A 26,133-nucleotide genomic window follows, 5' to 3' on the forward strand; every position below is an offset into this window, starting at 1 on the left:
TCCCCTTCCGGCCGTTGTGGCCGACGTTTCCAATGACTCAATCAGCCGTCCGCCGCGCGCGGACGGCGCAGAGGCCTGCGCGCAGGCCTGGGAGCAAGCATGAATTCCTCGATTAATCCGACCGCCCCCGGCGCGGCCGCCCAGCCCCGCGCGCGCGGCGGCTGGCCGCGCTGGAGCGCCGCCAGCCGCTGGCTGGTCTTGGGCGCGCTGGCCTTGCTGGTGCTGGCCCCGCTATCGCTGGTGGTCTATCAAAGCCTGCTGGATCAGCCCTTCTTCATGGCGGACAAGAATGTGGGGCTGACCGCCTACCGCTTTGTGTTCACAGATCCCGATTTCTGGTCCGCGCTGGGCAACTCGCTGGTGATCGCCGCCGGCATGGCGCTGATCGCCATTCCGCTGGGCGGGGTGCTGGCCTTCTTGATGGCGCGCACCGATTTGCCCGGCCGGCGCTGGCTGGAGCCCTTGTTGCTGACGCCGGTGTTCGTGTCGCCGATGGTATTGGCCTTCGGCTACGTGGTGGCGGCCGGACCGGTGGGGTTTTACTCCCTGTGGTTCAAGCAGTGGTTCGGCGTGGAAGAGGTGCCGTGGAATATTTATTCCCTGCTCAGCATCGCGGTGGTGGCGGGGCTGACCCATGTGCCGCATGTCTATCTGTACGCGTCGGCGGCGCTGCGCAATCTGGGCTCGGACGTGGAAGAGGCCGCGCGGGTGGCCGGGGCCGGTCCTTTTCGCGTGGCGCGCGACGTCAGCCTGCCGATGGTGATGCCCTCCATGCTGTTCGCCGGCGTGCTGGTGGTCTTTCTGGGGTTTGAAGTCTTCGGCTTGCCGCTGGTGTTGGGCGACCCGGAGGGACATCTGGTGTTGGCCACTTATCTGTACAAGCTGACCAATAAACTCGGCGTGCCGTCCTATCATCTGATGGCGGCGGTGGCGGTGTGCCTGATCGCCATCACCTTCCCGCTGGTCCTGTTGCAGCGCCGCTTATTGCGCAGCGCTCAGCGTTTCGTCGCGCTCAAGGGCAAGGCCGGCCGTCAGCATCCGCTGTCGCTGGGGCCGTGGCGCTATCTGGCGCTGGCCATCGTGCTGCTGTGGCTGTTCCTCACCGTGGTGGTGCCGATTTCCGGCATCGCGCTGCGCTCGGTGGTCAGCCATTGGGGCGAGGGCGTGTCCTTGCTGGAGACCTTGACGCTGGATCATTACGCCTTGGTGTTCGAGGAGGACAACATCGTCCGCGCCATCGTCAACACCCTGGGCGTCGGCATCATCGGCGGCGCGCTGGCGGTGGGCTTTTATACCCTGGTCGGTTTCGCCGGACATCGCCGCAATGATTGGGGCGCTCGTCTGTTGGACTATCTGGTGCTGCTGCCGCGCGCGGTGCCGGGCATCCTGGCAGGCCTGGCCTTCCTGTGGGTGTTCCTGTTCGTGCCCGGCCTGCAGGGCGCCAAGAACAGCATGCTGTCGATCTGGCTGGCTTACACCGTGGTCTGGCTGGCCTATGGCATGCGTCTGGTGCAGAGCGCCCTGTTGCAAGTGGGGCCGGAGCTGGAAGAGGCCGCCCGCACCGCCGGGGCCAGCCAGCGGCGGACCAGTCTGGACGTGACCTTGCCCTTGATCCGTTTCGGCCTGCTGTCCAGCTGGCTGCTGATCTTCATGATTTTCGAGCGGGAGTATTCGACCGCGGTGTATTTGCTGTCGCCGGGCACCGAGGTGATCGGTTCCTTGCTGGTGTCCTTGTGGGCCACCGGCGCGGTGGACCAGGTGGCGGCCTTGTCGGTGATCAATATTCTGATGGTGGGCGCCGGCTTGGCGCTGGCCTTGCGTCTGGGAGTGAAACTGCATGACTAAGCTGAGCGTGCGCGATCTGCATCTGAATTATGAGCAGAATCCTATTTTGAAGGGTGTTTCCTTTGATCTGGCCGCCGGCCAGGTGGTGTCCTTGCTTGGCGCTTCCGGCAGCGGCAAAACCACTTTGCTGCGCGCCATCGCCGGGCTGGAACAGCCGTCGGCCGGTCAAATCCTGTTGGACGGCCGCCCCTTGTACGACGCGTCCGCCGGTTGCAACCTGGCGGTGGAGCAGCGTTCTCTGGGCCTGGTGTTCCAGTCTTACGCCCTGTGGCCGCACCGCACCGTGGCGCAGAACGTCGGCTATGGCTTGAAGCTGCGCCAGACCCCGACGGCGGAGATCGCCGCGAGGGTGAGGCAGATCCTGGACAAGCTGGGGCTGGGGCATTTGGCCGAGCGCTATCCGCATCAATTGTCCGGCGGTCAGCAGCAGCGCGTGGCCATCGCCCGCGCGCTGGTCTACAACCCGCCGGTAATCCTGCTGGACGAGCCCTTGTCCAATCTGGACGCCAAGCTGCGCGAAGAGGCGCGCGCCTGGTTGCGCGAACTGATCGTGTCGATGAACCTGTCCGCCTTGTGCGTCACCCATGACCAGGGCGAGGCGATGGCGATGTCGGACCAGATTTTGTTGTTGAAGAACGGCCGCATCGAACAGGCCGGCAGTCCTACCGACTTGTATTCCGCGCCGGCTTCCCTTTATACCGCGCAATTCATGGGCGCCAACAATACTTTGCGGGCCAAGGTGGCGGCCAGAAACGGCGACAGCGTGACCTTGCAGGGCGAGGGCTGGCAGCTGCGCGCCACCGCGAGGCAGGCACTGGAGGTGGGGCAGCAGGCCGAGGCGGTGATCCGCTTGGAGCGGCTGAGGGTGCAAGACGAGCCCGGCGGCAACAGCTTGCCGGCGCGGCTGATCGCATCGATGTATCTGGGGGATCGCTGGGAATACCTGTTGCAGCACGGCGACCTGCGCTTGCGCGCCTTTGGGCAGCAGGCTAGGTCTAACGGCGAGTGCTGGGCGGAGTTCGGGCTGGAGGACACCTGGGCGTTCGAGGCCGCTTCGGCCTGAGAGGTTCTGTGTGCTTGTTCGGTCGGGGGCAAGCTTGGCTTGCCCTTTTTCATGGCCGCTTGTTTGGGGGGGGAGTTGAAACCCTGCCAGGTGGGCTTCACCAGTTGTTGAGCAGAGTTGAGATTAGGGGCGGAGTTGTGGTCCCGGTTCGGTTTGGTATGGCGTTTTAGACTGTGTGCCTTTGGCCACCATTGTTTAATCTGATGGTGAATAGAACGTCTAAGCAATGAAAAAGGCCCGCTTGCGCGGGCCTTTTTCTCATTCATGTTCGTAGGTTCTTGCGTCGAACCGACAAATTAGAATGCGTGGATCATGTTCACGCCGAAGGCCTTCAGATCCTTGTTGGCGTTGTTCTCGCCGCCTTTAACGTCGATCTGACCGTATTGCGCGCCGAAGGTGGTGCGCTTGGAGATCGCGTAGTCAACGCCCAGCACGTACTGGTTGTACTGCGAGTCATTTACTTTGACGCCACCAACTTCAACCTTGTCGCCACGAGCGTAGGTGAATTTCGGGGTGAAAGCGCCGATGGTGTAGGCGGCAGTCAGAGCGTATTCGCGGGTTTTCACTTTACCGTTGGCATCGATGTTACCGGTGTAGTTGGAACCCTCGCCAACCAGATTGCCCCAAGTCTCGCCAACGATGTCCAGGCCGCCTTTTTGTTGCTGGTAGCCGAAGGCAACCAGCAGGTTGTTGGCGTTGTAGCCAACTTCCAAGCGATGTTTGTCGTTCGCTGCGTTGTTGAGGGATACGCCATCAATCTCGAGGCTCGCGGAGGATGCCGCTTTGCTCTCGTGGATGTATGCGTATTTACCGAAGAAGCCGCTGTTTTCGTAGCCCAGGCCAACGATAGCAGTTTCACGGTTCTGGTTGACCGGCTTGCCGTTCACGTCCAGCTTGTTGCTCTTATCTTCTTTGGTGCCGTATTGCAGAGCGGCGCTGAAGCCAGCGATGCTCGGCAGATCGTAACGCACGGAGTTCTTCAGGCGTTTGCCATCACGGGTGAAAATGCCCAGACCCAGAGCGTCGCTGCTGTATTCCCAGCTGTCAACGATGCCCATGTCGCTGTCCAGGAAGTTGGACACGTTGCCCAGACGCAGAGTGCCCAGATCGCTTTGCAGGCCGATGAAGGAGTTGCGGTTAGCGAAGGTGCCGGTGGAGGAGCTGGACTTGGAAGCGCCGTCAACGCTGAAGCCGGTTTCAACTTGCCAGATAGCCTTCAGACCGTTGCCCAGGTCTTCCTTGCCTTTGAAGCCGATACGGGAACCCAGGTCGTCGATGTTGGTGATCTTGGTGGAACCATTGTCAACGTATTCAACGCCGCCTTTGATTTTGCCGTAGATGGTTACGTCAGCGAAAGCTGCAGCCGGCAGAGTAGCTACCAGCAGGGCGATCAGACTCTTTTTCATGGTCAAGTCATCCTTTTATATGGGTTTAGGAATGTGAGCAAATGCTATTGGCTAAGTTGTGTAAATGCAACTTTTCGGTAAATGTGGTGTTGCAAATCAACAACCAATTGTTGCTTTGTGTGTGTGGTTTTACATGGGAATGTCTGGCTAAGTCAATGAAATAAAGGGGTAAATCATGAAATCGACTCATTGCGTACGGGTGTTGTAAAAATGCACTTGTTGGCCGAAAGCCTGATGCCATAAGGATAGTAACGGGAAGGGGAAGGGGAGGGTGATTCAGGGTAATGCAAAAAAATAAGCCCGCGGAGGGCGGGCTCAAAAATCAACGTGACTTGAAGAGAATTCACGATGCCGCAAGACGCACACCAGAATGAATTCACAATCGAATCATAATAGAAAGCGATGTCTATGTAAATAGGCTGAAGCGAGGCTATTTGCTTGAGGTTGCGCTAATGGGTGTGAGTGTTAACTTGTTGTTTGTAAAATATATTTTGTTTTGTTTTGTCTGTTTTGAACCTATGCGAGGTTTACGGTCTGGACGTGCGTCCGCATAGATTGTTTGGTTTTCCGGTTTTAGATTTGGCTTCTTTCGCTGGTTTCGCTTCCCGGTTAAGGTAGGCGAGTGGCATAGAGGAGCGCTGTGCGACTCGCCTTATATAGAAGGAAGGACTGACGAGATGAAACTGGAAACCCTGGCGGTGCATGCCGGCTATGCGCCGGATCCGACGACCAAGGCGGTGGCGGTGCCCTTGTACCAAACCACCAGCTACGCTTTCGACAGCACCCAGCATGGGGCGGATCTGTTCGACCTCAAGGTGCAGGGCAATATCTACACCCGCATCATGAACCCGACCACCGATGTGCTGGAGAAGCGGGTGGCGGCTTTGGAGGGCGGGATAGGCGCGCTGGCGGTGGCTTCCGGCATGGCGGCGATCACGTACGCGATACAAACCATCACCGAGGCCGGCGACAACATCATCGCCACCAGCACCTTGTATGGCGGCACGTACAATCTGTTCGCCCACACGCTGCCGCAGCTGGGCATCGAGGTGCGTTTCGTCAGCCATCGCCATCCGGAGCGGATCGGCGACATGGCGGACGCGCGCACCAAGGCGGTGTTTTGCGAATCCATCGGCAATCCGCTGGGCAATGTGGTCGACTTCGCCGCCTTCGCCGATCTCGCTCATCGTCACGGTTTGCCGCTGATCGTCGACAACACGGTGCCGTCTCCTTATCTATGCCGGCCCTTCGAGCACGGCGCCGATATCGTGGTGCACAGTCTGACCAAGTATCTGGGCGGACACGGCAATAGCATAGGCGGCGCCATTGTCGACAGCGGGCGTTTTCCCTGGGCCGAGCACGCCGAGCGCTTCGCGCGCTTGAACACGCCCGACGTTAGCTACCACGGCGTCAACTATGTGGAAGCATTGGGCGCGGCGGCCTATATCGCGCGGGCGCGAGTGGTGCCCTTGCGCAATATGGGCGCGGCGCTGGCGCCGTTCAACGCCTTTCTTATTTTGCAGGGCATCGAGACGTTGGCGCTGCGCATGGACCGCATCTGCGCCAACGCGCTGCGCGTGGCCCAGCATCTGCGCGCGCACCCGGCGGTGGAATGGGTCGAGTACGCCGGCCTGGAGGATCACCCGGACCATGCTCTGGCGCGACGTTACTTCGGCGGCCGGGCTTCCGGTGTGCTGTCCTTCGGCATCCGCGGCGGCGCGGCGGCCGGCGGGCGCTTCATCGACGCTTTGCAACTGGTGACCCGGCTGGTGAATATCGGCGACGCCAAATCGCTGGCCTGCCACCCGGCCACCACCACCCACCGCCAACTGTCGGCCGATGAGCAATTGCGCGCCGGCGTGCGCCCGGAAATGGTGCGTTTGTCGATAGGCATCGAGCATATCGACGACATCCTGGCCGATATCGACCAGGCGCTGGCCGCGGCGGAACCTTGAGCGGGTCAGGCTCGCCGACGAGGAAGCGCACTCATATATAGATAAGCTCAGCCGCGGCGCAGCACTTGCGGATTCATGCCGTTGGGCAGGTGATGATGCCATTTGCCGTCGAGAAAGCTTTGGATCACATGCTGGACCTTGCCGTGCAGGGTCCAGCCGGCGTCTCGGGCGATGGCTGAGGCGGACAGAGGCTTGCCGTCGGCCTGCGGCGCCGGGGCAAGGTATTCCAGCGGGTGATTGGCCAGCATGGGGTGGTCGATCTCCTCGCGAGATAACAGGGTCAGCTGATGGTGCTGCGGGTCGCGCGCGATGCGTTGATAGAGCGCGTCGATGGCGTCCTCCGGGCCTTCCAGGATTTGCAGGAAGTCGTCGTTCAGCATCAGCAGCACGCTGACGATGTCCTGGCTCCGGTTGTAGTCGCGGAAATGGCGAATGCGGGCTTGCATGGCTTCGGCGGAAACCGGGTGATGGGCTGCGCTGCTGTAGATCAGGCGGATCATCTGCGCTCCTGCCGTGTGGCGAGTGCTTTCGCTCCAGTATAGCGCTTTAGAATCGAGCCAGCTTGAGCCAGCCCAATAAGCAGGCCAGCGCCACGACGGCGTGAAGCCAGGCGCGGCGGCGGAACAGCCGGGCGCTTTGCCGCGGAGACAGGGTGGTGAGGATCAAGGGCGCGTCTTGATCGTCTCCCTGCAGCAATAAGGACGCCGGCTGTCGCGCGAGCTCCTGCTGCAGGGCGACGACTTCGCGCTGCGCCGCCGCGCGCGCCAGCGACCATTCTTGCTCGCTGAGCTGCCCGTCTCCGTCCAGATCGAAGCGGCGCAGCAGGGCTTGTCTGTCGTTTTTCCATTCGGCCAGTTTGGCGCCGATATCCAGGCGAAGGTCCAGCGCGCTGGCGCGCGCGTCCAGCCGTCGCAGCCGGCCGCGTACATAGATGGCGTCGCCTTCGTCTATCCATTCCTCTATCAGCAACATGCCGTCCTCATGCCAGCGACGCCGGCGGCGGGCGACCACTTGGGCGCCGCCGGGGAGAATGGTGGCTTCCGCGTCGCCGTCCACCAGAAGGAAGCTGTCGTCGCTGCTGACTTCCGGCGGGTTGGCGCGGGTCGCCAGCCGGTTGGAGCGTTGCATGGCCCAGGTCAGCCAGTCCTCCCAGTCCAGTTTGCCGCGCTCGTCTATGCGCCAGCAGCGGTACCAGGCGCAGCGTCGGCCGCTCAAGGGGCTGTAATTGGGCGCGTTCGGATGGCAGCGGGCCTGGCCGCATAATTCGACTTGGCCCAAGGCCGCGCTGGCCAGTCTAGATGTCGGAGTGTCCGCCACCTGGCGGTAATGGCGGTAATTCAGACGCCAGCCTATCAGCCCGACTACCGCCGCGATCAGCAGGCCATGGCGGGCCTCGCCGCCAAGCAGCCATGAGGCGGCGGCAAGCAGGTACAGAGCCAAGCCCAGGCCCGGCAGCAGGGAGGCGAGCGCCGGCATGTCAGTTGCGCGCGAACAGCGCTTTCATGTCCACGTCGCGGGTTTCCGCGGCGGCGAAGCGCAGCGGCCGGGCCGGCGGGAAATGAAACAGGCGGGCCAGCAGCACGTCGGGGAACTGCTCTATGCGGGCGTTGTGGAGTTTGACCGCCTCGTTGTACAGTTCGCGGCGATCGGCCAGCGCCTCCTCCAACTGGGTGATGCGCGCGCTCAATTGCGCGAACTGCTGGTCGGCCTGCAGCGCAGGATACGCCTCGGCCACCGCGTATAGCTGGCCGATCAGGCCGTGCAAGCGTCCTTCGGCCGCGCCGAGGGCCTCCGGATCCCGCGCTCGGGCGGAGTCGGCCACCGCGCCGCGGGCGGCCATCACTTGCGTCAGGGTTTCTTGTTCGAACTGGGCGTATTGCCGGCACACTTCGACCAGCTTGGGCAATTCGTCGTGGCGTTGTTTGAGGATGACGTCGATATTGGCCCAGCTTTGCGTCAGCTGGTGCTTCAAATTGATCAGCGCGTTGTATAGCGTGATCAAGTAGAAGAGGACGACGGCGATGAGGCCGAGGAAAACGGCGAGCTTCATGATGGGGTCTCTCCGGGATAGGCGTCGCCGATGCGCGGCGTCCATGTCGGCATTATCGTGCAAGGCTGTTTTTTTGTCTGCGCCCGGATTCGCGCACGCGCGGGCGGCTTGAGGTTTTCGGGAGGAAGCGTGATTCGGATCAATATCATAGGCGCGGGGCGTCTGGGCAAGACCTTGGCGGCGCTGGCGCGGCGTTCCGGCCGCTACCGGGTGCAGGACGTGATGACGCGCGGCGCGGATTCCGCCGCCGCCGCCTGCACCTTCATCGGCACGGGGCGTCCGGTGACCGCATGGGCGGAGTTGGCCGCCGCCGACCTGTACCTGCTGGCCGTGCCGGACGCGGCGATCGCCGACTGCGCTTTGCGGCTGGCGGAGACGGAGGTGCCGGCCGGCGCGGTGGTGTTTCACGCCAGCGGCGTCAGCGGATCCGAACTGTTGCGGCCGGCGGCGGCGCGCGGCGCGCACGTCGGCAGCCTGCATCCGGCTTTTTCCTTCGCCGATCCGGCCATCGCGCTTGAGGGGTTTTCCGACGTGCTGTGCGCGCTGGAGGGCGACGCCGAAGCGTGCCTTGTCTTGAGGGAATTGGCGCAGGCCATAGGCGGGCGGCCGTTTCAATTGGCCGAGGGCGGCAAACCGGCCTATCACGCGGCCTTGTCGGTGGCGTCCAATTATCTGGTGACGCTGACTGCCATCGCGCGGCGGCTGGCCGGCCAGGGCGGGGTGCCCGAGGCGCTGCTGACGTCCTTGCTGGGCGGTCTGATGCGGCAAACGCTGGACAATGCCTTGGCGCTGGGGCCGCAGGCGGCTTTGACCGGGCCCATCGCGCGTGGCGACGCCTCGACGGTGGCCCTGCATTTGCAGGCGATGGACGATGCCGATTTGCGCGCCGCCTACCAGGCCTTGGGCCGGCAGACGGTGGCGCTGGCCGGCGAGCGCCTGTCCGAGCAGGCGCGCCGGCAAGTGCTGAGCGCGCTGGCGCCCGCGGAGGGCTCAGACAGCTAGCGCCACCTTGAACACCTGGCGCAGATAGGCGAGGAAGGTTTCGTCGCTGCACATGGTCTTGCCGGGGCTGTCGGACAGCTTGGCCACCGGCTGGCCGTTGCAGCTGACCAGCTTGAGCACGATTTGCAGCGGCTCCAGTCCCATGTCGTTGGTGAAATGAGTGCCGATACCGAAGCTGACCTGGATCTGCGGGCTGAAATGGCGGTGCAGGTCCAGCGCGCTGTCCACGCTCAGGCCGTCGCTGAAGGTCAGCATCTTGGTGGCGGGGTCGATGCGCAGCTTGCGGTAATGCGCGATCGCCTTTTCGCCCCATTGATAGGGATCGCCGCTGTCGTGGCGCAGACCGTCGAACAGCTTGGCGAAGTAGAGGTCGAAGTCCGCCAGGAAAGCGTCCATGCCCACCACGTCGGTCAGCGCGATGCCGAGGTCGCCGCGGTATTCCTGGACCCAGGATTCCAGCGCCGCCTTCTGGAAGTCGCGCAGCCGCACGCCCAGCGCCTGGAAGGCCTGGAAGAACTCGTGGGCCATGGTGCCTATCGGAGTGATGCCCAGCTTCCAGGCCAGGTAAACATTGCTGGTGCCGCGGAAAATGTCCGGCAAGGCGGTGTTCAGGCGCTCCACCACATGCTGCTGCCAGTCCCGGCTGAAACGGCGGCGGGTGCCGAAATCGGCGATCAGCAAGGGAAAGCGCTGCTGCGCGGCCTCGCTGTCGCGGAAGCGTTCCAGCACGGCGATTTTCGCTTCCAGCCGGCGCAGGCCCTCGGCGCGGACTTCCGCGCTGTCCAGACGGCGGAAGTACAATTCGTTGACGATGGCGAGCACGAAGATTTCAAAAAACATCGCCTGAACCAACGGGCCCTTGATGCGGATCGCCAGCTCCTCGTCCTGGCAGGACACGGTGATGAAGCGCCGCTGCAGATGGAATAGCTCCAGATAATCGACGAAATCGCTCTTGATGAAGCGCAGGGTGCGCAGATGGGCCAGCTCTTCCTGGGTGAAGTGCAGCTGGCACAGCCAGTCCAATTGCGCTTCCAGCTCTTTCTTCAGCTGGGTCAAGGGCATGTCCGGGCGGTTGCGGCACTTGAACTCGTACTCGCCGTGCGAGGCCGGGAACTGGTGCAGCACCACTTGCAGCATGGTGAACTTGTAAAGGTCGGTGTCCAGCAGAGAATGGATCAGCGGCGGAATCTTGGCCATGGCGGGCTCAGGCGGCGTGAATGATGAAAATGGCCGGGCGCTTGTGCAGGTCCGGCGCGTCCTTGGGCCAGTCCTTGACCCGGCGGCTGACGATGGTCTGGCTCGGCAAGGTCAGATCGCAGGCCACCGCCAGCCGGGTGGCCGGGGACAGGGTGTCGCGCAATTGCTGCAGCAGCGCGTTGTTGCGGTACGGCGTTTCGATGAAGACCTGGGTCTCGTTGCGCTGGCGCGAACGCAGCTCCAGCTCCTTGACGATTTTTGCCTTGTCGGCGGCGTCCACCGGCAGGTAGCCGTGGAAGGCGAAGCACTGGCCGTTGGCGCCGCTGGCCATCAGCGCCAGCAGAATGGAGGAGGGGCCGATCAAGGGCTCCACCCGCAAGCCGCGCTCATGCGCCAGCGCCACCAGTTGCGCGCCGGGGTCCGCCACCGCCGGGCAGCCGGCTTCGGAGATCAGGCCCAGATCGTGGCCGTCCAGCAGCGGTTGCAGCAAGGCGGCGACGTCGGCGGCCGGGGTGTGTTCGTTCAGCGTGCTCATGGCGAGTTCGCGGATGGGCGCGCTGACGCCCAGCGCCTTCAGGTGTTTGCGCGCGGTTTTTTCGGCTTCCACCACGAAACGGGTCAGGTGCAGCACTTTGGCGCGCTCGGCTTCGGGCAGCCAGGCGATGGATTCGTCGCCCAAGGGGGCGGGGATCAGGAACAGGGTGCCGCTCATCGCAAAATCTCCACGCCTTCATCGGCCAGCATCGTAATCAGTTTGAACAGAGGCACGCCGATCAGCGCATTGGGATCGTCGGACTCCACGCGCTCCAGCAGCGCGCCTCCGAGGCCCTCGCTCTTGGCGCTGCCGGCGCAGTGCAGCGCGTCCGGCTCGCGTTCCAGATAGTTGCGGATTTGCGCTTCGCTCAGCGCGCGCAGGGTGACGCGGGTGATGCCCACCGCTTCTTGCAGCCGGCGCTCGGCGCTGTTGTACAAGGCCAGCGCCGAATGAAACACCACGGTCCGGCCGCTCATCCATTGCAGCATCTTGACGCCGTTTTCGAACGATCCTGGCTTGCCGATCTGCTGTCCGTCAAGCAAAGCCACTTGATCGGAGCCTATGATCAGCGCTTGCGGATGCTTGTCCGCCAGCGATTGCGCCTTGGTGCGGGCCAGCCGGACCGCGGTTTCCAGCGCGGTTTCGCCCGGCAGCGGGGTTTCGTCGCACACCGGCGGTTCGGCGTGGAAGGGCAGGCCCAGGCGGGCGATGATTTCTTGGCGGTAGCGGGAGGTGGAGGCCAGTACGATCTGCATGATGTGGACGTCGCTTGTTGCGGAGCCGGGGCGGCCTGGCGGCGCGCGCGGAGGGCTCCTTGTTTCTTTTGACAAATCAGGGGAATGGATTGTACCATGCGAGGTTTATGTCTAAACCGATTTTGATCGATCCGCTCAAGTTCGCCCGGGAAGGGCGTTCGCAGGCCGGCAAACTGCCGGTTGGCGAGCTGGATGAGCGCGTGCACAGCGACCTGTCCGACACCTCCGGGAACGTGGAATACGCCCTGGACGGTTTTCGCGACAGCTTGAACCGTTTGTCGCTGCGTCTTCATTTGTCCGGGGAACTCAAAGTGACCTGCCAGCGCTGCATGGAAAGCATGCCGTACAGCCTGGACACCGATTCGGTGGTCACCTTGTTTACCGATCCGGACAAGCTGGAAGAGGCTTGCGAGCAGGACGAGGAGCTGGACGCTATCATCGCCGAGCCGGAACTGAACCTGACGGCGTTGATCGAAGACGAAATCATTATGGGCTTGCCGCTGTCGCCGAAACACGACGACTGCGGCAGGGAAACTCTCTCGCTCGCCAAGGCTGACAAGCCCAATCCGTTTGCGGTGCTGGCGGCGCTTAAGAGACCCAAGTCCGAGTAAAACCCGGATTCGAACCGAATCTACTTGAATTTCTTAGGAGTCGACCATGGCTGTTCAACAGAACAAAAAGTCCCCGTCCAAGCGCGGCATGCATCGTGCACACGATTTTCTGACCGCTCCGGCTCTGGCAGTTGAAGCCAGCACCGGCGAAGCGCACCTGCGCCACCACATCAGCCCGAACGGTTTCTACCGCGGCCGCAAAGTTGTGAAGACCAAGGGCGAGTAATCTCCCCGTTTTCCTACTTTCCCCACTGATTAGGCAGCACTATTACCGCACTCGTTGATGACTATCACCGTCGCGGTTGATGCAATGGGCGGTGACGTTGGCCTCAAGGTTACCGTCCCTGCATCGATCCAATTCCTGCAGAACCATCCCGACACCCGTTTGATTCTTGTTGGCGACCAAGCAGCCCTAGAGGCTGAACTGGCCGCGCATCAAGGCGTCGCGCGTGAACGCATCCGCATCCAGCACGCCACCCAAGTGGTGGGCATGGATGAGGCGCCTCAGCTCGCCTTGAAGAACAAGAAAGATTCGTCGATGCGGGTGGCCATTAATCTGGTCAAAGAAGGCGAAGCTCAGGCCGCCGTGTCCGCCGGCAACACCGGCGCGCTGATGGCGACCGCGCGTTTCGTACTCAAGACCATTCCCGGCATCGACCGTCCCGCCATCGCCAAAATGCTGCCCACCGTCAAGGGCTCGTCTTGCGTGTTGGATTTGGGCGCCAACGTCGATTGCACCCCAGAACAACTGTTGCAGTTCGGCATCATGGGATCCGAACTGGTGGTGTGCCTCAGCGGCAACGCCAGCCCTAGCGTCGGCCTGCTGAACATCGGTTCGGAAGACATCAAGGGCAACGACAATATCAAGAAGACCGCCGAACTGCTGCGCCAGTCCGAGCTCAATTTCCACGGCAACGTGGAGGGCGACGACATCTGTAAAGGCACGGTGGATGTGGTAGTCTGCGACGGTTTTACCGGCAATGTGGCTTTGAAGACAGCTGAGGGGCTGGCTCACATGTTTGCCGTGTTCCTGCGCGAAGAGTTTGGCCGCAGCTGGTGGACGCGTTTGTGCGCGCTGGCCGCGCTGCCGGTGCTCAAACTGTTCAAGAGGCGCATCGATCCCCGCCGCTACAACGGCGCCAGCTTGCTGGGGCTGCGCGGCATCGTGGTGAAAAGCCACGGCGGGACCGATGTCACAGGATTCCGTTACGCGCTGGAGCAGGCTTGCGAGGAAGCCGGTTCCGACGTGATTGGTCACATCGCCGACCGGATTGCGCACCAATTAAACAATCTCAAGCAGTCCGAGGCGGAAGCGAACTGACAACCATGGGCTATTCCCGCATTCTAGGCACCGGCAGCTTTCTGCCCGAGCAGGTGCTCACCAATGCGCAGTTGGCTGAACGCGTGGATACCAGCGACGAGTGGATAGTCTCTCGCACCGGCATCCACGCGCGCCATATTGCCGCAGAGGAACACAAAACCAGCGATCTCGCGCTCAAGGCGGCGGAAGCCGCGATTCAGAGCGCGGGCATCGACAAGCACGAGATCGATCTGATCATCGTGGCCACCACCACTCCCGATATGGTCTTCCCCAGCACCGCCTGTCTGTTGCAGGAAAAGCTGGGCATTCCCGGCTGCGCGGCGTTCGACGTGCAGGCGGTGTGCGCCGGCTTCATGTTCGCGCTGGTGACCGCCAACAACTACATCAAGAGCGGCATGGCCCGCCGCGCCCTGGTGGTGGGCGCGGAAATCATGTCGCGGGTGCTGGACTGGGACGACCGCCGCACCTGCGTGCTGTTCGGCGACGGCGCCGGCGCGGTGATTCTCGGCGACTCCGAGGAGCCGGGCATCCTGCACGCCAAGCTGGCGGCGGACGGCCGCTACAAGGACATTCTCAACACTCCGGCCCAGATTTCCGGCGGCAAGATTCAGGGCATGCCCTATCTGCACATGGACGGCCCGGCGGTGTTCAAATTCGCGGTCAAAGCCTTGTCCGACATCGCGGCCAAGACGCTGGCGGAAGCCGGCGTCGACAAGAGCGAAGTGGACTGGCTGGTGCCGCATCAGGCCAATCTTCGCATCATAGAATCCACCGCCAAGCATCTGGGCTTGCCGATGGAACGCGTGATCGTCACATTGCCGCAACAGGGCAATACCTCCGCCGCATCGATTCCGCTGGCCTTGGACTGCGCGGTGCGCGACGGCCGCATTCGTCCAGGCCAGACCGTATTGCTGGAAGGCATAGGCGGCGGTTTCGCCTGGGGCGCTGTATTGTTGAAGATCTGACCCGAAACATTGGCGCGCAAGCCGCCGACGGCTGACCGTGAGGTCACTAGCCTCAGCGATATTTGATCGTTAGGCTTGGCAGACGTCGCCGGTTTGCGTCATTCTTGCGTCGAATTCTCTGGAGTCGACTATGGCGTTTGCTTTTCTGTTCCCGGGCCAAGGCTCGCAAAGCTTGAAAATGATGGACGGCTTTGCCGATCTGCCCGTGGTGAAACACACTTTTGACGAAGCATCGGACGCCTTGAGCGTCGACCTGTGGGCGATGCTGCAGGCGGACTCGGCCGACGAGATCAACGCCACCGTCAATACCCAGCCCATCATGCTGGCCGCCGGCTACGCCACTTATCTGGCCTGGCAGGAGTTGAACGGCCGCCAGCCGACGCTGGTGGCAGGCCACAGCCTGGGCGAATACACCGCCCTGGTGGCGGCGGCGGCCTTGCCCTTCGCCGAAGCGGTGAAACTGGTGCGCCTGCGCGCCGAGGCGATGCAGTCCGCGGTGCCGGTGGGCGTCGGCGCGATGGCCGCCATCCTGAACCTGTCCGACGAGGACATCCGCGCCGCCTGCGCGGAAGCGGCTCAGGGCGAAGTGGTGGAAGCGGTCAATTTCAATTCGCCGGGCCAGGTGGTGATCGCCGGCCATAAGGGCGCGGTGGAGCGGGCCATGGAGCAGTGCAAGGCCCGCGGCGCCAAGCGCGCGCTGCCTTTGCCGGTATCGGTGCCCTCGCATTGCGCGTTGATGCGGCCCGCGGCGGAGCAACTGGCCGCGGCGCTGGCGCAAGCGGATATCGGCGCGCCGGCCATTCCGGTGCTGCACAACGCCGACGTCGTCAGCTACAACGAGCCGGCGCAGATCCGCGACGCGCTGACCCGTCAGCTGTACATGCCGGTGCGCTGGACCGAAACCATCCAGAAGCTGGCCGCCGACGGCGTGACGCAGATGGCGGAATGCGGGCCGGGCAGAGTGCTGGCCGGCCTGGCCAAGCGCATCGACGGCAACATCAAATGCCTGGCGCTGACCGATGTGGCGGCGCTGGAAGCCGCTCGCGGCGAACTGAACTGAATGCAATGCGGCCGCGTCAAGGCGGGGCCGGAATAACGATAAGGAGACTGCAATGAGCCTGCAAGGCAAAGTGGCATTGGTCACCGGCGCATCGCGCGGCATCGGCGCGGCGATCGCCGCGGCGCTGGCGGCCGAAGGCGCCGTGGTGATCGGCACCGCGACCAGCGAGGCCGGCGCAGCGAGCATCCACGAGCGCCTGTCCGCACAGGGCGGCGCCGGCCGGGTGTTGAATGTGACCGAGGCCGGCGCGATCGACGCGCTGGTCGAATCCATCGAAAAAGAATTCGGCGCGATCGCCATCCTGGTCAATAATGCCGGCATCACCCGCGACGGCTTGCTGATGCGGATGAAGGACGAGGACTGGGACGACATCATGGACACCAATCTGAAATCGGTGTTCAAGGCGTCCAAGGCCGTGTTGCGCGGCATGATGAAGGCGCGCTTCGGCCGCATCGTCAATATCGCTTCAGTGGTGGGCGTGTCCGGCAACCCGGGCCAGACCAATTATTCGGCGGCCAAGGCCGGCATCATCGGCTTCACCAAGTCGATGGCGCGCGAGGTGGGCAGCCGCAACATCACCGTCAACTGCGTGGCCCCCGGCTTCATCGACACCGATATGACCCGCGCGCTGCCGGAAGCGCAACGCGCGGCGCTGGTCGAGCAGATCGCCCTGGGCCGCCTGGGCGACGCCAAGGATATCGCCGACGCCACCGCTTTTTTGGCGTCGGATCGCGCTGGCTATATCACCGGCCAGACGCTGCATGTCAACGGCGGCATGTTGATGCCGTGAACGAGCTTGCGGCCCGCCTGGAGATTTAGGTAGGCTGCTCTAATTTTTTTTTGTAGAATACCGGGGTTTTGTTATCCCGAATCAGAAAGGTCAAGGGTTTAAACAAATGGAAAACATCGAAGCGCGCGTTAAGAAGATCGTTGCCGAACAACTGGGCGTGAACGAAGCCGAAGTGAAAATCGAATCTTCGTTCGTGGACGATCTGGGCGCCGACTCCCTCGACACCGTTGAGCTGGTAATGGCTCTGGAAGAAGAGTTCGAGTGCGAAATTCCGGATGAAGAGGCCGAGAAGATCACCACCGTTCAGCAAGCCGTCGACTACGTCACTGCCCACCTGAACAAGTAATTCCTTCCCTTTCGAGGGGTATTAGGACCTCTGCCCGGAGCCTTCTGGTCTCTTCGCAGAGGTCTTTTGCCAAGAGGATGCCAAACGCGCGTTTGATCCCTGCCAAACCGTAGGGCATCGCAATGCGTGGACGGTCTCGTGGGGAGACTGCCCTCCCATCTCTCACGGAGATTCTTCGTGTCAAAACGCAGAGTTGTAGTAACCGGCCTGGGCCATGTGTCCCCGGTCGGCAATGATGTCGCCACCGGCTGGGCCAATTTGCTGGCCGGCAACAGCGGCATCGCCAAGATTACCCGTTTCGACGCCAGCGACATGGCTTGCCAGATCGCAGGCGAAGTGAAGGGCTTTGAGATCAGCGACTATATCTCGCCGAAGGAAGCCCGCCGCAACGACTTGTTCATCCACTACGGCATCGCCGCGGCGCTGCAAGCGGTGGCGGACGCGGGCCTGGACGACGTGCCGGGCCTGGACAAGACCCGGGTCGGCGTCAACATCGGTTCCGGCATCGGCGGCCTGCCGCTGATCGAGGAAACCGGCGTGGCCTTGATGGAGGGCGGTCCGCGCAAGATCGGCCCCTTCTTCATCCCGGGCTCGCTGATCAATCTGATCGCCGGCCAGGTGTCCATCCTGAAAGGCTATCAGGGTCCGTCCTACGGCATCGTGTCCGCCTGCACCACCGGCGCGCACTGCATCGGCGACGCGGCTAGGCTGATCCAGTACGGCGACGCCGACGTGATGGTGGCCGGCGGGGCGGAAGGCGCGGTTTCGCGCTTGGGCATCGGCGGTTTCGCCGCGATGAAGGCCTTGTCCACGCGCAACGACGATCCGGCCACGGCTTCCCGTCCCTGGGACAAGGGCCGCGACGGCTTCGTGATGGGCGAGGGCGCCGGCGTGCTGGTGCTGGAAGACTATGAGCACGCGGTCAAACGCGGCGCCAAGATCTACGCCGAGCTGATCGGCTTCGGTATGAGCTCGGACGCTCACCACATCACGGCGCCGAGCGCGGAAGGCCCGGCGCGCGGCGTGAGCAACGCGCTGCGCGACGCCGGCATCAACGCCGACCAGGTGCAGTACGTGAACGCTCACGGCACGTCCACGCCCCTGGGCGACGCCAATGAAACCACGGCGATCAAGCTGGCGTTTGGCGACCACGCCAAGAAGCTGGTGGTCAACTCCACCAAGTCGATGACCGGCCACTTGCTGGGCGGCGCCGGCGGCGTGGAGGCGATCTACACCATTCTGGCGGTGCACAACCAGGTTTCGCCGCCCACCATCAACCTGAACGATCAGGATGTGGAGGCCGGCTGCGATCTGGATTACGTGGCCAATACCGCGCGCGAGATGAAGATAGACATCGGCATCTCCAACTCCTTCGGTTTTGGCGGCACCAACGGCACGCTGGTGTTCAAGCGCGTCTGATCGTCGTCTTGTCGATTGACAGTCCGAACCGCTGCGCTACACTCGCAGCGGTTTTTCTTTGTTTTCACGCCGCCCGGGTCAAAGCGGGCGGCAAGCTGCGCCGGGCTGCCGGCCCGGGACTTCTCGATGTTCACTCAGAAACTGGATTTTGCGCCGGACCTGCTGGCGATGCATGCGGCGGATCCGCAAACCTTTCCGTATTTGATGATGTCCTCCGGCGACGCCGGCTGGGACTTGCTGCTGCTGGAAGACGGCCGCGAGCTGTTTTACGCCGGCGAGGGCGGCGATTTTCTGCGCCGCCTGGCCGAGTTCAAGCCGCAGCCGGTCGATAACCGTCATCAACTGCCTTTCGTCGGCGGGCATTTCCTTTACCTGGGCTACGATCTGCTGTCCGAATTCGAGCCCAGCGTGGCCGATGCGCTGCCGGACAGCTTTCCGCTGGCGGCGCTGGCGCGCACCCCGGCCGCGGTGCTGGTGGATCGCCGCGAGGCTTGCGGCTGGATCGTGGCGGAAAGCGCGGAGCTGTGGCAGCGGGCGCTGAGCCTGGCCCAGGCGGCGCCGGTCTTCGAGCCCTGTCCGGTGGCGTTGCGGGGCTTGGAGGAAGACCCGCCGCAGTGGTACACCGACGCGGTCGTCCGCCTCAAGCGCTACATCTACGAAGGCGATGTGTTCCAGGTGAATATTTCGCGCGGCTGGCGCGCCGAACTGGACGCCGGCGTCGCCGCGGCCGATCTCTTCGCCGCGCTGCGCCGCGCCAACCCGGCGCCGTTCTCGGCCTTGGCGGATTTCGGCGGCGCGCAGATCGTCAGCTCCTCGCCGGAGCGGCTGGTGCGGGTGCGCGACGGCTGGGCGGAAACGCGGCCCATCGCCGGCACCCATCCGCGCTCGCCGGACCCGGCGGAAGACGCCGCCTTGAAGCAGCGGCTGATTTCCAGCGTCAAGGAGCGGGCCGAGCATGTGATGCTGATCGATCTGGAGCGCAACGACCTGGGCCGCATCTGCCAGCCCGGCAGCGTGGAGGTCAACGAACTGATGGCGGTGGCCAGTTACGCCTATGTCCACCATATCGAATCCAATGTCCGCGGCCGCCTGCGTCCCGGCGTCGGCCCGGCGGAAACGCTGCGCGCCTTGTTTCCCGGCGGCACCATCACCGGCTGTCCCAAGGTGCGCACCATGCAAATCATCCGCGAACTGGAAAACAGCGCGCGCCGCGCCTATACCGGCAGCCTGGGCTATCTCAACCGCGACGGCAGCATGGACCTGAACATCCTGATCCGCACCTTCATGCAGGAGGGGAGCGCGCTGCGCTTCCGCGCCGGCGGCGGCATCGTCGCCGACTCCGATCCGGAACGCGAACTGCAGGAAACCCGCCACAAGGCGCGCGGCCTGCTGCGGGCGCTGGGCGTGGAGCAGGCCTGATGGCGATGCTGATCAACGGCGGGCCCGGCGAGCGGATCGCCGCGGCGGACCGCGGCCTGGCCTACGGCGACGGCGTGTTCCGCACGCTGGAGCTGCTGAACGGCCGGCCGCGCTTGTGGGCCTGGCAGTACGCGCGGCTGTGCGAGGACGCGCGCCGGCTGCGCCTGCCTCCGCCCGAAGAAGCGCTGTTGCTGGCCGAACTGGCCGCGGCGGCGGACGGCCTGCCGCGCGCGGCGGCCAAGATCGTGCTGACCCGCGGCGAAGGCGCGCGCGGATACGCGATGCCGGAGGCGCCGTCTTGCACCCGCATCGTCAGCGCCGCGCCCTGGAACGGCTATCCTCCGGAGCGCGCCGAACAGGGCGTGACGGCGCGCTGGTGCGAAACCCGCTTGGCCTTGCAGCCGGCGCTGGCCGGCATCAAGCATCTGAACCGGCTGGAGAACGTGCTGGCGCGCTCGGAATGGCGAGATACCGCCATCGCCGAAGGCCTGATGCTGGATATGGAAGGCTGGGTGGCGGAGGGCACGATGAGCAATGTCTATCTGCTGGAAGGCGAGGCCATCGTCACGCCAAGGCTGGACCGTTGCGGCGTGAACGGCGCGGTGCGGGATTGGTTGACCGCGCATTGTTTGGATATCGGACGCTCTTTTACTGAAACGCGACTTTCCGCCCCGCGCTTGATTGACGCCGATGCGGTGTTTCTCTCCAATAGCCTGATGGGTATCTGGCAGATTACCCGCCTGGGCGAGCGTAGCTGGACGCCTCATCCGCTATTGAGCGCCCTGCGACACAGCCTGTCGCTTCAAGCCTGAGGCCAGGCGCCGGGAGGGCAGTTCCCGGCCCGCATACAGGTCTGCCCGGACCGCGTCCGTTCTCTTGTCCATGCCGCCCTCGACGGGCGGATCTCCATTCTTCCGACTGGCGCGCCGTGTCCGGACCGGGCATGGCGGCAAGCGCACGCGCGGATCGCGAACAACATTAGACCAAAGACCAAGCTCAGAGAGGTTGCCGTGAAATTGATTCTTAAACTACTGGCCGGCATGGCGGTTGGCCTGGCGCTGGGGCTATGGGCCCCGGACGGCCCGCTGGCCCTGCTGATGACTTTCAAAGCCCTGTTCGGGCAGTTCATCGGCTTCATGATTCCGCTGATCATCGTGTTCTACATCATGAGCGGCATCGCCGCGCTGGAGTCCAACTCCGGCAAGATGCTGGGCTGGACCGTGGGGCTGGCTTACTGCTCCACCATTCTGTCCGGGCTGGCGGCTTTCGCCGTCGCCTCCGGCGTTTTGCCGTCCTTGATCGCTCAGGGCGTGCACGCCACCGACAAGCCGGCGGCGATCAAGGCCTTGTTCACGCTGGAGATCAAGCCGCTGTTCGATGTGATGACCGCACTGATGCTGGCCTTCGTGTTCGGCCTCGGCATCGCCGTCACCCGCGCGCTGCGCCTCAAGGAGGTGGTGGATCAGGGCAAGGACATCGTCGAACTGGTCTTGGCCAAGGTGCTGATTCCGCTGCTGCCGGCCTATATCGCCTGCGTCTTCGCCGAGATGGCGGCCGACGGTTCGGTGTTTTCCACGTTGAAGACCTTCGGCGTGGTGCTGGTGCTGGCCATCGCCATGCACTGGATCTGGCTGACCCTGCTGTACACGGCGACTGGCCTCGCCAGCGGCCGCAATCCCTGGTCCTTGATCCGCAATATGTTGCCGGCCTACCTGACCGCGCTGGGCACCATGTCGTCGGCGGCGACGATTCCGGTGGCGCTGCGCTCGGCCAAGCAGATGAAAGTGTCCGGCCCGGTGGCGGATTTCGTGATGCCCTTGTGCGCCACCATCCATCTGTGCGGCTCCACCATCACCCTGGTCACCTGCGCCACCGCGGTGATGCTGATGACGGCCGGCCTGGACGTGCCGAGCTGGGACGTGATGTTCCCCTTCATCCTGCTCCTGGGCGTGACCATGGTGGCGGCGCCGGGCGCGCCGGGCGGCGCGGTGATGTCGGCGCTGGGCATTCTGGCCAGCATGCTGCACTTCCCCGAGGCCAGCCTGGCCTTGATGATCGCGCTCTACCTGGCTCAGGACAGCTTCGGCACCGCCTGCAACGTTACCGGCGACGGCGTGATCGCGCTGTGGCTGGATCGCATCATGGGCCGGCCGGCGGAAGCGGAAGGCAAGCCGGCTTCTCAGCAGGCCTAAATCCAAGTCATAGATTTATGTGAACTATACAACGAGCATTTAATTATTTTTAGAGATAAAGAGAGCCATGTATATTAAGCGGGTCTTTCTGGCGCAGTAGAGCGCTGGCGGCTTTTGGCGGCTTTGTCGTCAAAGGCAGCCTCTTACTGTTTGTCGGTTCAACAGAACCGCATGCAGGTTTCTCTCGTATCCTGTTTGGGCCGAACGATGTTCGGCCTTTTTTCTTGTTTGTTTTCTTGGCGCATGCCGGGAGGCGCAATGTCGGCGATGGCGGAGTGTGAGGTAGCGGTTCTGGACCTGGGCGCGCGGCAGGCGCGGGCGGCGTTGCCGCGTCTGAATCAGATGCTGGCGCGGCATGGCTTCGAGGCGGAGCCGCTGGCCTGGCGCGAAGAGCGCGTGCGCGGCCGGCATGAGGACTGGCGCTTCCGCAGCGTCTTCCAGCCGGTGTACCGCTTGCAGGACGGGGAGCCCAAGCTGTGGTCGGTGGAGGCGCTGGCGCGGGTGTCGGACCGCTTTGGCGGCCAGCTGATTCCCACCGTGCTGTTCGCCGCGGAAACCACGCCGCGCCGCACCGTGTACGTGGACCGGCAACTGCGCTGCCTGCACCTGCTCAATTTTCTGCTGCAATCGCCGCCGCCGGGCCTGGTGCTGTCGCTCAACGTCAATGCCCAGCATCTGGTGAACGTCAGCGAGGCGCACGGGCAATTCTTCGCCGAGGCCTTGCAACTGCTGGGGGTGGAACCGCGCCATGTCTGCCTGGAAATCGTGGAGGACGCGGTCAGCGATCCGGTGCGGCTGCACGGCGCGGTGCAGCGCTACCGCGATCTGGGCTTTTTGATCTCTCTGGACGACTTTGGCCAGGGCGCGTCCAATCTGGAGCGGGTGTGGCTGCTGGAGCCGGATTACGTCAAGCTGGACAAGGTGCTGATGCGGCGCGCGCTGATGCGGCCGGCGCTGCGCGACAAGCTGGCCGAGCTGGTGGCCATCCTGAAGCTGCACGGCGCCAAGGTGGTGGGCGAGGGCATTGAAAGCGAAATGCAGCTGGACATCGCTCGCGCCGCCGGCTGCGATTTCGTCCAGGGCTTTCACTTGGCGCGGCCGACGGACAGCCTCAGCTGGCCAATTTCTTAGAACCTGTGTACGAGCTCGCGAGCTAAGGCGAAAACGGCAGAGAAAGCGGAGTGTACATGCGGTACATGAGCATTTCGAAGCGCTGCTCGCCGTGTAAGGTCTCACGACGCGCCGCAGATCATAAGCCGGTTCTTAATCCAGCGGCTGAAACCACTCCTCATGGCGGCTCAGCGCCGCCAGACCGCATTCGGCGCTGACATCCAGCCAGAGACGGCGGAAAGCGTCGGCGTCGGGAATCCCTTCATACACTTCCATCCAGGTGCCGGCGTCGTCGCGGCGGCGCAGCAGGCGGCCGGCGACGCCGGCGCGGGCCAGGAGGCCGGCTTGCAGCGTTCGCAGCTGCGCAAGCAGGGGCGCGTTGTCCGCATCGACCTTGAAATAGCAATAAAAACTGTAGCGCATCGTATGTCCTAAGCAGGGCGCGCGGGATCGCGTCGCAACGGAGTGGTTGTCAGCCGACATTAGGCAGGTATGATAGCCGTTCTAGGTTCCGCCATGGATAGAGGAGAAGCGGTGCAGCAAGGGATGGATACCCTGGTGGTGGTGGGCGTCGGTTTGATCGGCGGCTCTTTCGCCTTGTCGCTGAAGCGCGCCGGGATGGCGCGGCATGTGATCGGCGTCGGCCGCACCCGGGAAAACCTGGAGCGGGCCTTGGAGCTGGGCGTGGTGGACGAGATCAGCCAGGACTTGGCCGCCGTGGCCGAACGCGCCGATCTGGTGCTGTTGGCCTCGCCGGTGGGGCAGATGGGCGCGCTGATGGCGGCGATGGCGCCGAAGCTGCGGCCGGAGACCATCGTCACCGACGCCGGCAGCACCAAGGGCGACGTGGTGGAGTTGTATCGCCGGCATCTGCCGAGCCAACTGGCGCATTGCGTGCCGGCGCATCCCATCGCCGGTTCCGATCTGTCCGGCGCCGCCGCCGCCCAGTACGGCCTGTACGAAAATCGCAAGGTGGTGCTGACGCCGTTGCCGGAGACCCTGCCTTCCGTCGCCGAGCGAGTGGCGGCGCTATGGCGCGCCTGCGGCGCGGACATCCACAGCATGACGGCGGAGGAGCACGACGCGGTGTTCGCCACTGTCAGCCACCTGCCGCACTTGCTGGCTTTCGCCTATGTGGACATGGTGGCGGGCAAGGCCGACGCCGAGCGTTGCTTCGATTTCGCCGCCACCGGGTTTCGCGATTTCACCCGCATCGCCGGCAGCCATCCGGAAATGTGGACCGACATCAGCCTGGCCAACCGCGACGCGTTGCTGCAGGAGCTGGACCGCTACCGCGCCGGGCTGGACCAACTGCGCCAGATGCTGGACGCCGGCGACGGCGAGCGGCTGGCGGAGCGTTTCGGCGCGGCGCGCGGCGCGCGCACGCGCTGGCATCAGCAATTCATGCGCAAGGCTTGATCCATGAATGAGGGCAAGGTGGTGCTGATCACCGGCGCTTCGCGCGGCATAGGCGCGGCGACGGCGCGGCTGGCGGCGGCGGAGGGCTGGCGCGTCGCCGTCAATTACCGCCGCGATCGGGCCGGAGCGGAGGCTGTGGCGGCCGAGTTGCGGCATGCGGGCGCGGACGCCGAGGCGTTTTGCGCCGATGTCTCGCTCGAGGCGGACATCGTCGGCCTGTTCGACGCGGTGGCGGGCCGCTACGGCCGCCTGGACGCCCTGGTCAACAATGCCGGCGTCACCGCGCCGATAGGCCGGTTGGAGGATTACTCGGCGCAGCGGGTGGAGCAGGTGTTGCGCAGCAATGTGCTGGGCCCCATTCTCTGCTGCCGCGAGGCGGTGCGCCGGATGTCCACCCGTCATGGCGGCGTTGGCGGAGCCATCGTCAACGTTTCTTCCGCCGCGTCGCGGCTGGGCTCGGCCGGCGAGTATGTCGATTACGCCGCCAGCAAGGGCGCCGTCGACACCCTAACTCTGGGCCTGGCGCGGGAAGTGGCCGCCGAAGGCATCCGCGTCAACGCGGTGCGCCCGGGCCTGATCCACACCGGCATTCATGCCGCCAGCGGCGAGCCGGGCAGGGTGGAGCGCCTGGCTGGCAGCGTGCCGATGGGGCGCGGCGGCGCGGCCGAGGAGGTGGCGGCCGCCATCGTCTGGCTGTTGTCCGACGCCAGCTCTTTTTGCACCGGCAGCCTGCTGGACGTCAGCGGGGGGCGTTGAGCCAGCGCTCGCGCATCAAGTTCAGAAACTGGCTGACCAGCGGCGAGTCTTCGTCCAGCCGCGTGGCCAAGCCCATCGCCAGATATGCGCCCTCGTCCAGCAGCGGCACATAGCGCACGCCGGGAAGCCGCACGCATTCCAGCGGCGAGGGCAGGATGGCGATGCCGAGTCCGGCGGCCACCAGGCCGATCTGCGTGATCGCCTCGCCGGCCTCCTGCCGCGGCCGCCAGTCCATGCCTTGCCGGCTCGCCAGCTCGCGCAGCACCGTGTTCAAGCCGGTGCCGGCCTCCTGCGGGTAGCCGATCAGACTTTCCCCGCGCAATTGCTCCAAGCGCAGCGCCGGCAGGCCGGCCAGCGGATGCTCGGCGCTGATCACCACCCGCAGCGCGTCTCGCTGCAACTCCACCACCGCGATGTCCGCCATCGGCTCCAGGCCGTTGAAGCGGACGAAGCCGATATCCAGCCGCCGTTGCTGCAAGGCCTGGTACTGGTCGGTGGTGAACATCTCGCGCAATTTGAGGCCGACCTCCGGGAAACGCAGACGATAGTCGTGCAGGCCGGCGTGCAGAATGGGGGACAGCGGCAGAGACGAAGTGAAGCCTATGCTCAATTCGCCTATCTCGCCGCGCGCGGCGCGTCTGGCTTCCGCCGCGGCCAGTTCCGCGTCGGCCAGAATGCGCTGGGCCCGGCTCAGGAATTGGCGGCCGGCCTCGGTCAGCTCCACCTTGCGCTGGTGGCGGCGCAGCAGCCGCACGCCCAGCTCGGCCTCCAAGGCCTGGATCTGCTGGCTGAGCGGAGGCTGGCCGATATGCAGGCGCAGGGCGGCGCGGGTGAAATGCAGTTCTTCGGCAACGGCGACGAAGTAGCGTAGATGGCGTAGTTCCATAATTGATATTTTAAAAGTATCAAATGATGGT

Annotated in this window: 27 protein-coding genes; 18 read left to right on the plus strand and 9 right to left on the minus strand. The window is 64.0% G+C overall.

Annotated elements, in window-relative coordinates; all coding sequences use genetic code 11:
- Nucleotides 1-99 precede the first annotated feature (99 nt).
- Together ACODSD_RS17435 and ACODSD_RS17440 are read left to right on the plus strand one after the other, a co-directional pair.
- The gene (locus ACODSD_RS17435; RefSeq protein WP_488877923.1) at nt 100-1,845 is read left to right on the plus strand and encodes an ABC transporter permease; all 1,746 of its coding nucleotides are present in this window, start codon (nt 100-102) and stop codon (nt 1,843-1,845) included.
- A complete protein-coding gene (locus ACODSD_RS17440; RefSeq protein WP_227107199.1) occupies nt 1,838-2,908 on the plus strand; it encodes an ABC transporter ATP-binding protein in 1,071 nt (356 codons plus the stop codon). The genes ACODSD_RS17435 and ACODSD_RS17440 overlap by 8 nt, the downstream gene beginning before the upstream one ends.
- 296 nt (nt 2,909-3,204) lie before the next feature.
- On the opposite strand, the gene ACODSD_RS17445 is transcribed toward ACODSD_RS17440, so the two are convergent.
- Nucleotides 3,205-4,314 (minus strand): porin, encoded by a 1,110-nt coding sequence (locus tag ACODSD_RS17445; protein ID WP_488877924.1) that lies wholly within the window; start codon nt 4,312-4,314, stop codon nt 3,205-3,207.
- 677 nt (nt 4,315-4,991) lie between these two features.
- On the opposite strand from ACODSD_RS17445, the gene ACODSD_RS17450 reads away from it, so the two are divergent.
- Complete coding sequence (locus ACODSD_RS17450) at nt 4,992-6,269, plus strand: O-acetylhomoserine aminocarboxypropyltransferase/cysteine synthase family protein (protein ID WP_488877925.1); 1,278 nt, start codon at nt 4,992-4,994, stop codon at nt 6,267-6,269.
- Nucleotides 6,270-6,316: 47 nt separating this feature from the next.
- On the opposite strand, the gene ACODSD_RS17455 is transcribed toward ACODSD_RS17450, so the two are convergent.
- The 3 genes from ACODSD_RS17455 to ACODSD_RS17465 are packed head-to-tail and all read right to left on the minus strand — an operon-like array spanning nt 6,317 to nt 8,319.
- The gene (locus ACODSD_RS17455) at nt 6,317-6,769 is read right to left on the minus strand and encodes a BLUF domain-containing protein (RefSeq protein ID WP_488877926.1); all 453 of its coding nucleotides are present in this window, start codon (nt 6,767-6,769) and stop codon (nt 6,317-6,319) included.
- 46 nt (nt 6,770-6,815) lie between these two features.
- Entirely contained in the window at nt 6,816-7,745 is a 930-nt protein-coding gene (locus ACODSD_RS17460) for a hypothetical protein (RefSeq protein WP_488877927.1), read from the minus strand.
- A 1-nt stretch (nt 7,746) separates the two neighbouring features.
- Nucleotides 7,747-8,319 carry a LemA family protein gene (locus tag ACODSD_RS17465; protein ID WP_253315047.1) on the minus strand — a complete coding sequence of 191 codons (573 nt, stop codon included), beginning with the start codon at nt 8,317-8,319 and terminating at the stop codon, nt 7,747-7,749.
- Nucleotides 8,320-8,448: 129 nt separating this feature from the next.
- Here ACODSD_RS17465 and ACODSD_RS17470 point away from each other — a divergent pair, with 129 nt between their 5' ends.
- A complete protein-coding gene (locus tag ACODSD_RS17470; RefSeq protein ID WP_488877928.1) occupies nt 8,449-9,321 on the plus strand; it encodes a Rossmann-like and DUF2520 domain-containing protein in 873 nt (290 codons plus the stop codon).
- On the opposite strand, the gene pncB is transcribed toward ACODSD_RS17470, so the two are convergent.
- The 3 genes from pncB to ACODSD_RS17485 are packed head-to-tail and all read right to left on the minus strand — an operon-like array spanning nt 9,310 to nt 11,808.
- Entirely contained in the window at nt 9,310-10,509 is a 1,200-nt protein-coding gene (pncB, locus tag ACODSD_RS17475) for a nicotinate phosphoribosyltransferase (RefSeq protein ID WP_488877944.1), read from the minus strand. The genes ACODSD_RS17470 and pncB overlap by 12 nt on opposite strands.
- 16 nt (nt 10,510-10,525) lie before the next feature.
- The gene (locus ACODSD_RS17480; RefSeq protein WP_081546160.1) at nt 10,526-11,230 is read right to left on the minus strand and encodes an SAM-dependent methyltransferase; all 705 of its coding nucleotides are present in this window, start codon (nt 11,228-11,230) and stop codon (nt 10,526-10,528) included.
- Nucleotides 11,227-11,808 carry a Maf family protein gene (locus tag ACODSD_RS17485; RefSeq protein WP_227107222.1) on the minus strand — a complete coding sequence of 194 codons (582 nt, stop codon included), beginning with the start codon at nt 11,806-11,808 and terminating at the stop codon, nt 11,227-11,229. Before ACODSD_RS17485 ends, ACODSD_RS17480 begins: the two co-directional genes overlap by 4 nt.
- Nucleotides 11,809-11,915: 107 nt before the next feature.
- On the opposite strand from ACODSD_RS17485, the gene ACODSD_RS17490 reads away from it, so the two are divergent.
- The 12 genes from ACODSD_RS17490 to ACODSD_RS17545 all read left to right on the plus strand — a co-directional run bounded on the left by ACODSD_RS17490 (nt 11,916) and on the right by ACODSD_RS17545 (nt 23,062).
- Nucleotides 11,916-12,419 (plus strand): YceD family protein, encoded by a 504-nt coding sequence (locus ACODSD_RS17490; protein ID WP_107798365.1) that lies wholly within the window; start codon nt 11,916-11,918, stop codon nt 12,417-12,419.
- A 46-nt stretch (nt 12,420-12,465) separates the two neighbouring features.
- The gene (gene rpmF / locus ACODSD_RS17495; protein WP_011136965.1) at nt 12,466-12,645 is read left to right on the plus strand and encodes a 50S ribosomal protein L32; all 180 of its coding nucleotides are present in this window, start codon (nt 12,466-12,468) and stop codon (nt 12,643-12,645) included.
- Between the two features lie 57 nt (nt 12,646-12,702).
- Nucleotides 12,703-13,740, plus strand: a complete 1,038-nt coding sequence (gene plsX, locus ACODSD_RS17500) for a phosphate acyltransferase PlsX (RefSeq protein WP_107798366.1) — start codon at nt 12,703-12,705, stop codon at nt 13,738-13,740.
- Nucleotides 13,741-13,745: 5 nt separating this feature from the next.
- On the plus strand, nt 13,746-14,705 hold the full coding sequence (locus ACODSD_RS17505) for a beta-ketoacyl-ACP synthase III (protein ID WP_107798367.1): 960 nt from the start codon (nt 13,746-13,748) through the stop codon (nt 14,703-14,705).
- A gap of 130 nt (nt 14,706-14,835) precedes the next feature.
- Nucleotides 14,836-15,765 (plus strand): ACP S-malonyltransferase, encoded by a 930-nt coding sequence (gene fabD, locus ACODSD_RS17510; protein WP_488877929.1) that lies wholly within the window; start codon nt 14,836-14,838, stop codon nt 15,763-15,765.
- Between the two features lie 52 nt (nt 15,766-15,817).
- Complete coding sequence (gene fabG / locus ACODSD_RS17515; RefSeq protein ID WP_107798369.1) at nt 15,818-16,555, plus strand: 3-oxoacyl-ACP reductase FabG; 738 nt, start codon at nt 15,818-15,820, stop codon at nt 16,553-16,555.
- A gap of 106 nt (nt 16,556-16,661) precedes the next feature.
- Nucleotides 16,662-16,901: an acyl carrier protein gene (gene acpP / locus ACODSD_RS17520; protein WP_019103041.1), complete on the plus strand. Its 240-nt coding sequence runs from the start codon at nt 16,662-16,664 to the stop codon at nt 16,899-16,901.
- 177 nt (nt 16,902-17,078) lie between these two features.
- Complete coding sequence (fabF, locus tag ACODSD_RS17525) at nt 17,079-18,320, plus strand: beta-ketoacyl-ACP synthase II (RefSeq protein WP_107798370.1); 1,242 nt, start codon at nt 17,079-17,081, stop codon at nt 18,318-18,320.
- Between the two features lie 126 nt (nt 18,321-18,446).
- On the plus strand, nt 18,447-19,739 hold the full coding sequence (locus ACODSD_RS17530) for an aminodeoxychorismate synthase component I (RefSeq protein ID WP_488877930.1): 1,293 nt from the start codon (nt 18,447-18,449) through the stop codon (nt 19,737-19,739).
- Nucleotides 19,739-20,551: an aminodeoxychorismate lyase gene (gene pabC, locus ACODSD_RS17535; RefSeq protein ID WP_488877931.1), complete on the plus strand. Its 813-nt coding sequence runs from the start codon at nt 19,739-19,741 to the stop codon at nt 20,549-20,551. Before ACODSD_RS17530 ends, pabC begins: the two co-directional genes overlap by 1 nt.
- A gap of 198 nt (nt 20,552-20,749) precedes the next feature.
- Nucleotides 20,750-21,931: a dicarboxylate/amino acid:cation symporter gene (locus ACODSD_RS17540; protein WP_488877932.1), complete on the plus strand. Its 1,182-nt coding sequence runs from the start codon at nt 20,750-20,752 to the stop codon at nt 21,929-21,931.
- Between the two features lie 258 nt (nt 21,932-22,189).
- On the plus strand, nt 22,190-23,062 hold the full coding sequence (locus tag ACODSD_RS17545) for an EAL domain-containing protein (RefSeq protein WP_107798374.1): 873 nt from the start codon (nt 22,190-22,192) through the stop codon (nt 23,060-23,062).
- 132 nt (nt 23,063-23,194) lie between these two features.
- Here ACODSD_RS17545 and ACODSD_RS17550 read toward each other — a convergent pair whose 3' ends face one another.
- The gene (locus tag ACODSD_RS17550) at nt 23,195-23,464 is read right to left on the minus strand and encodes a DUF4936 family protein (RefSeq protein WP_488877933.1); all 270 of its coding nucleotides are present in this window, start codon (nt 23,462-23,464) and stop codon (nt 23,195-23,197) included.
- A gap of 93 nt (nt 23,465-23,557) precedes the next feature.
- Between ACODSD_RS17550 and ACODSD_RS17555 the strand changes: the two genes are divergently transcribed.
- Both ACODSD_RS17555 and ACODSD_RS17560 read left to right on the plus strand, forming a co-directional pair.
- Nucleotides 23,558-24,460: a prephenate dehydrogenase gene (locus ACODSD_RS17555; RefSeq protein ID WP_227107230.1), complete on the plus strand. Its 903-nt coding sequence runs from the start codon at nt 23,558-23,560 to the stop codon at nt 24,458-24,460.
- Between the two features lie 3 nt (nt 24,461-24,463).
- Entirely contained in the window at nt 24,464-25,216 is a 753-nt protein-coding gene (locus tag ACODSD_RS17560; protein WP_227107232.1) for an SDR family oxidoreductase, read from the plus strand.
- Here the strand turns inward: ACODSD_RS17560 and ACODSD_RS17565 are convergent.
- Entirely contained in the window at nt 25,200-26,102 is a 903-nt protein-coding gene (locus ACODSD_RS17565; protein WP_486636721.1) for a LysR family transcriptional regulator, read from the minus strand. The genes ACODSD_RS17560 and ACODSD_RS17565 overlap by 17 nt on opposite strands.
- Nucleotides 26,103-26,133: the final 31 nt, after the last annotated feature.

This window comes from Chromobacterium sp. FG22, from assembly GCF_057809415.1.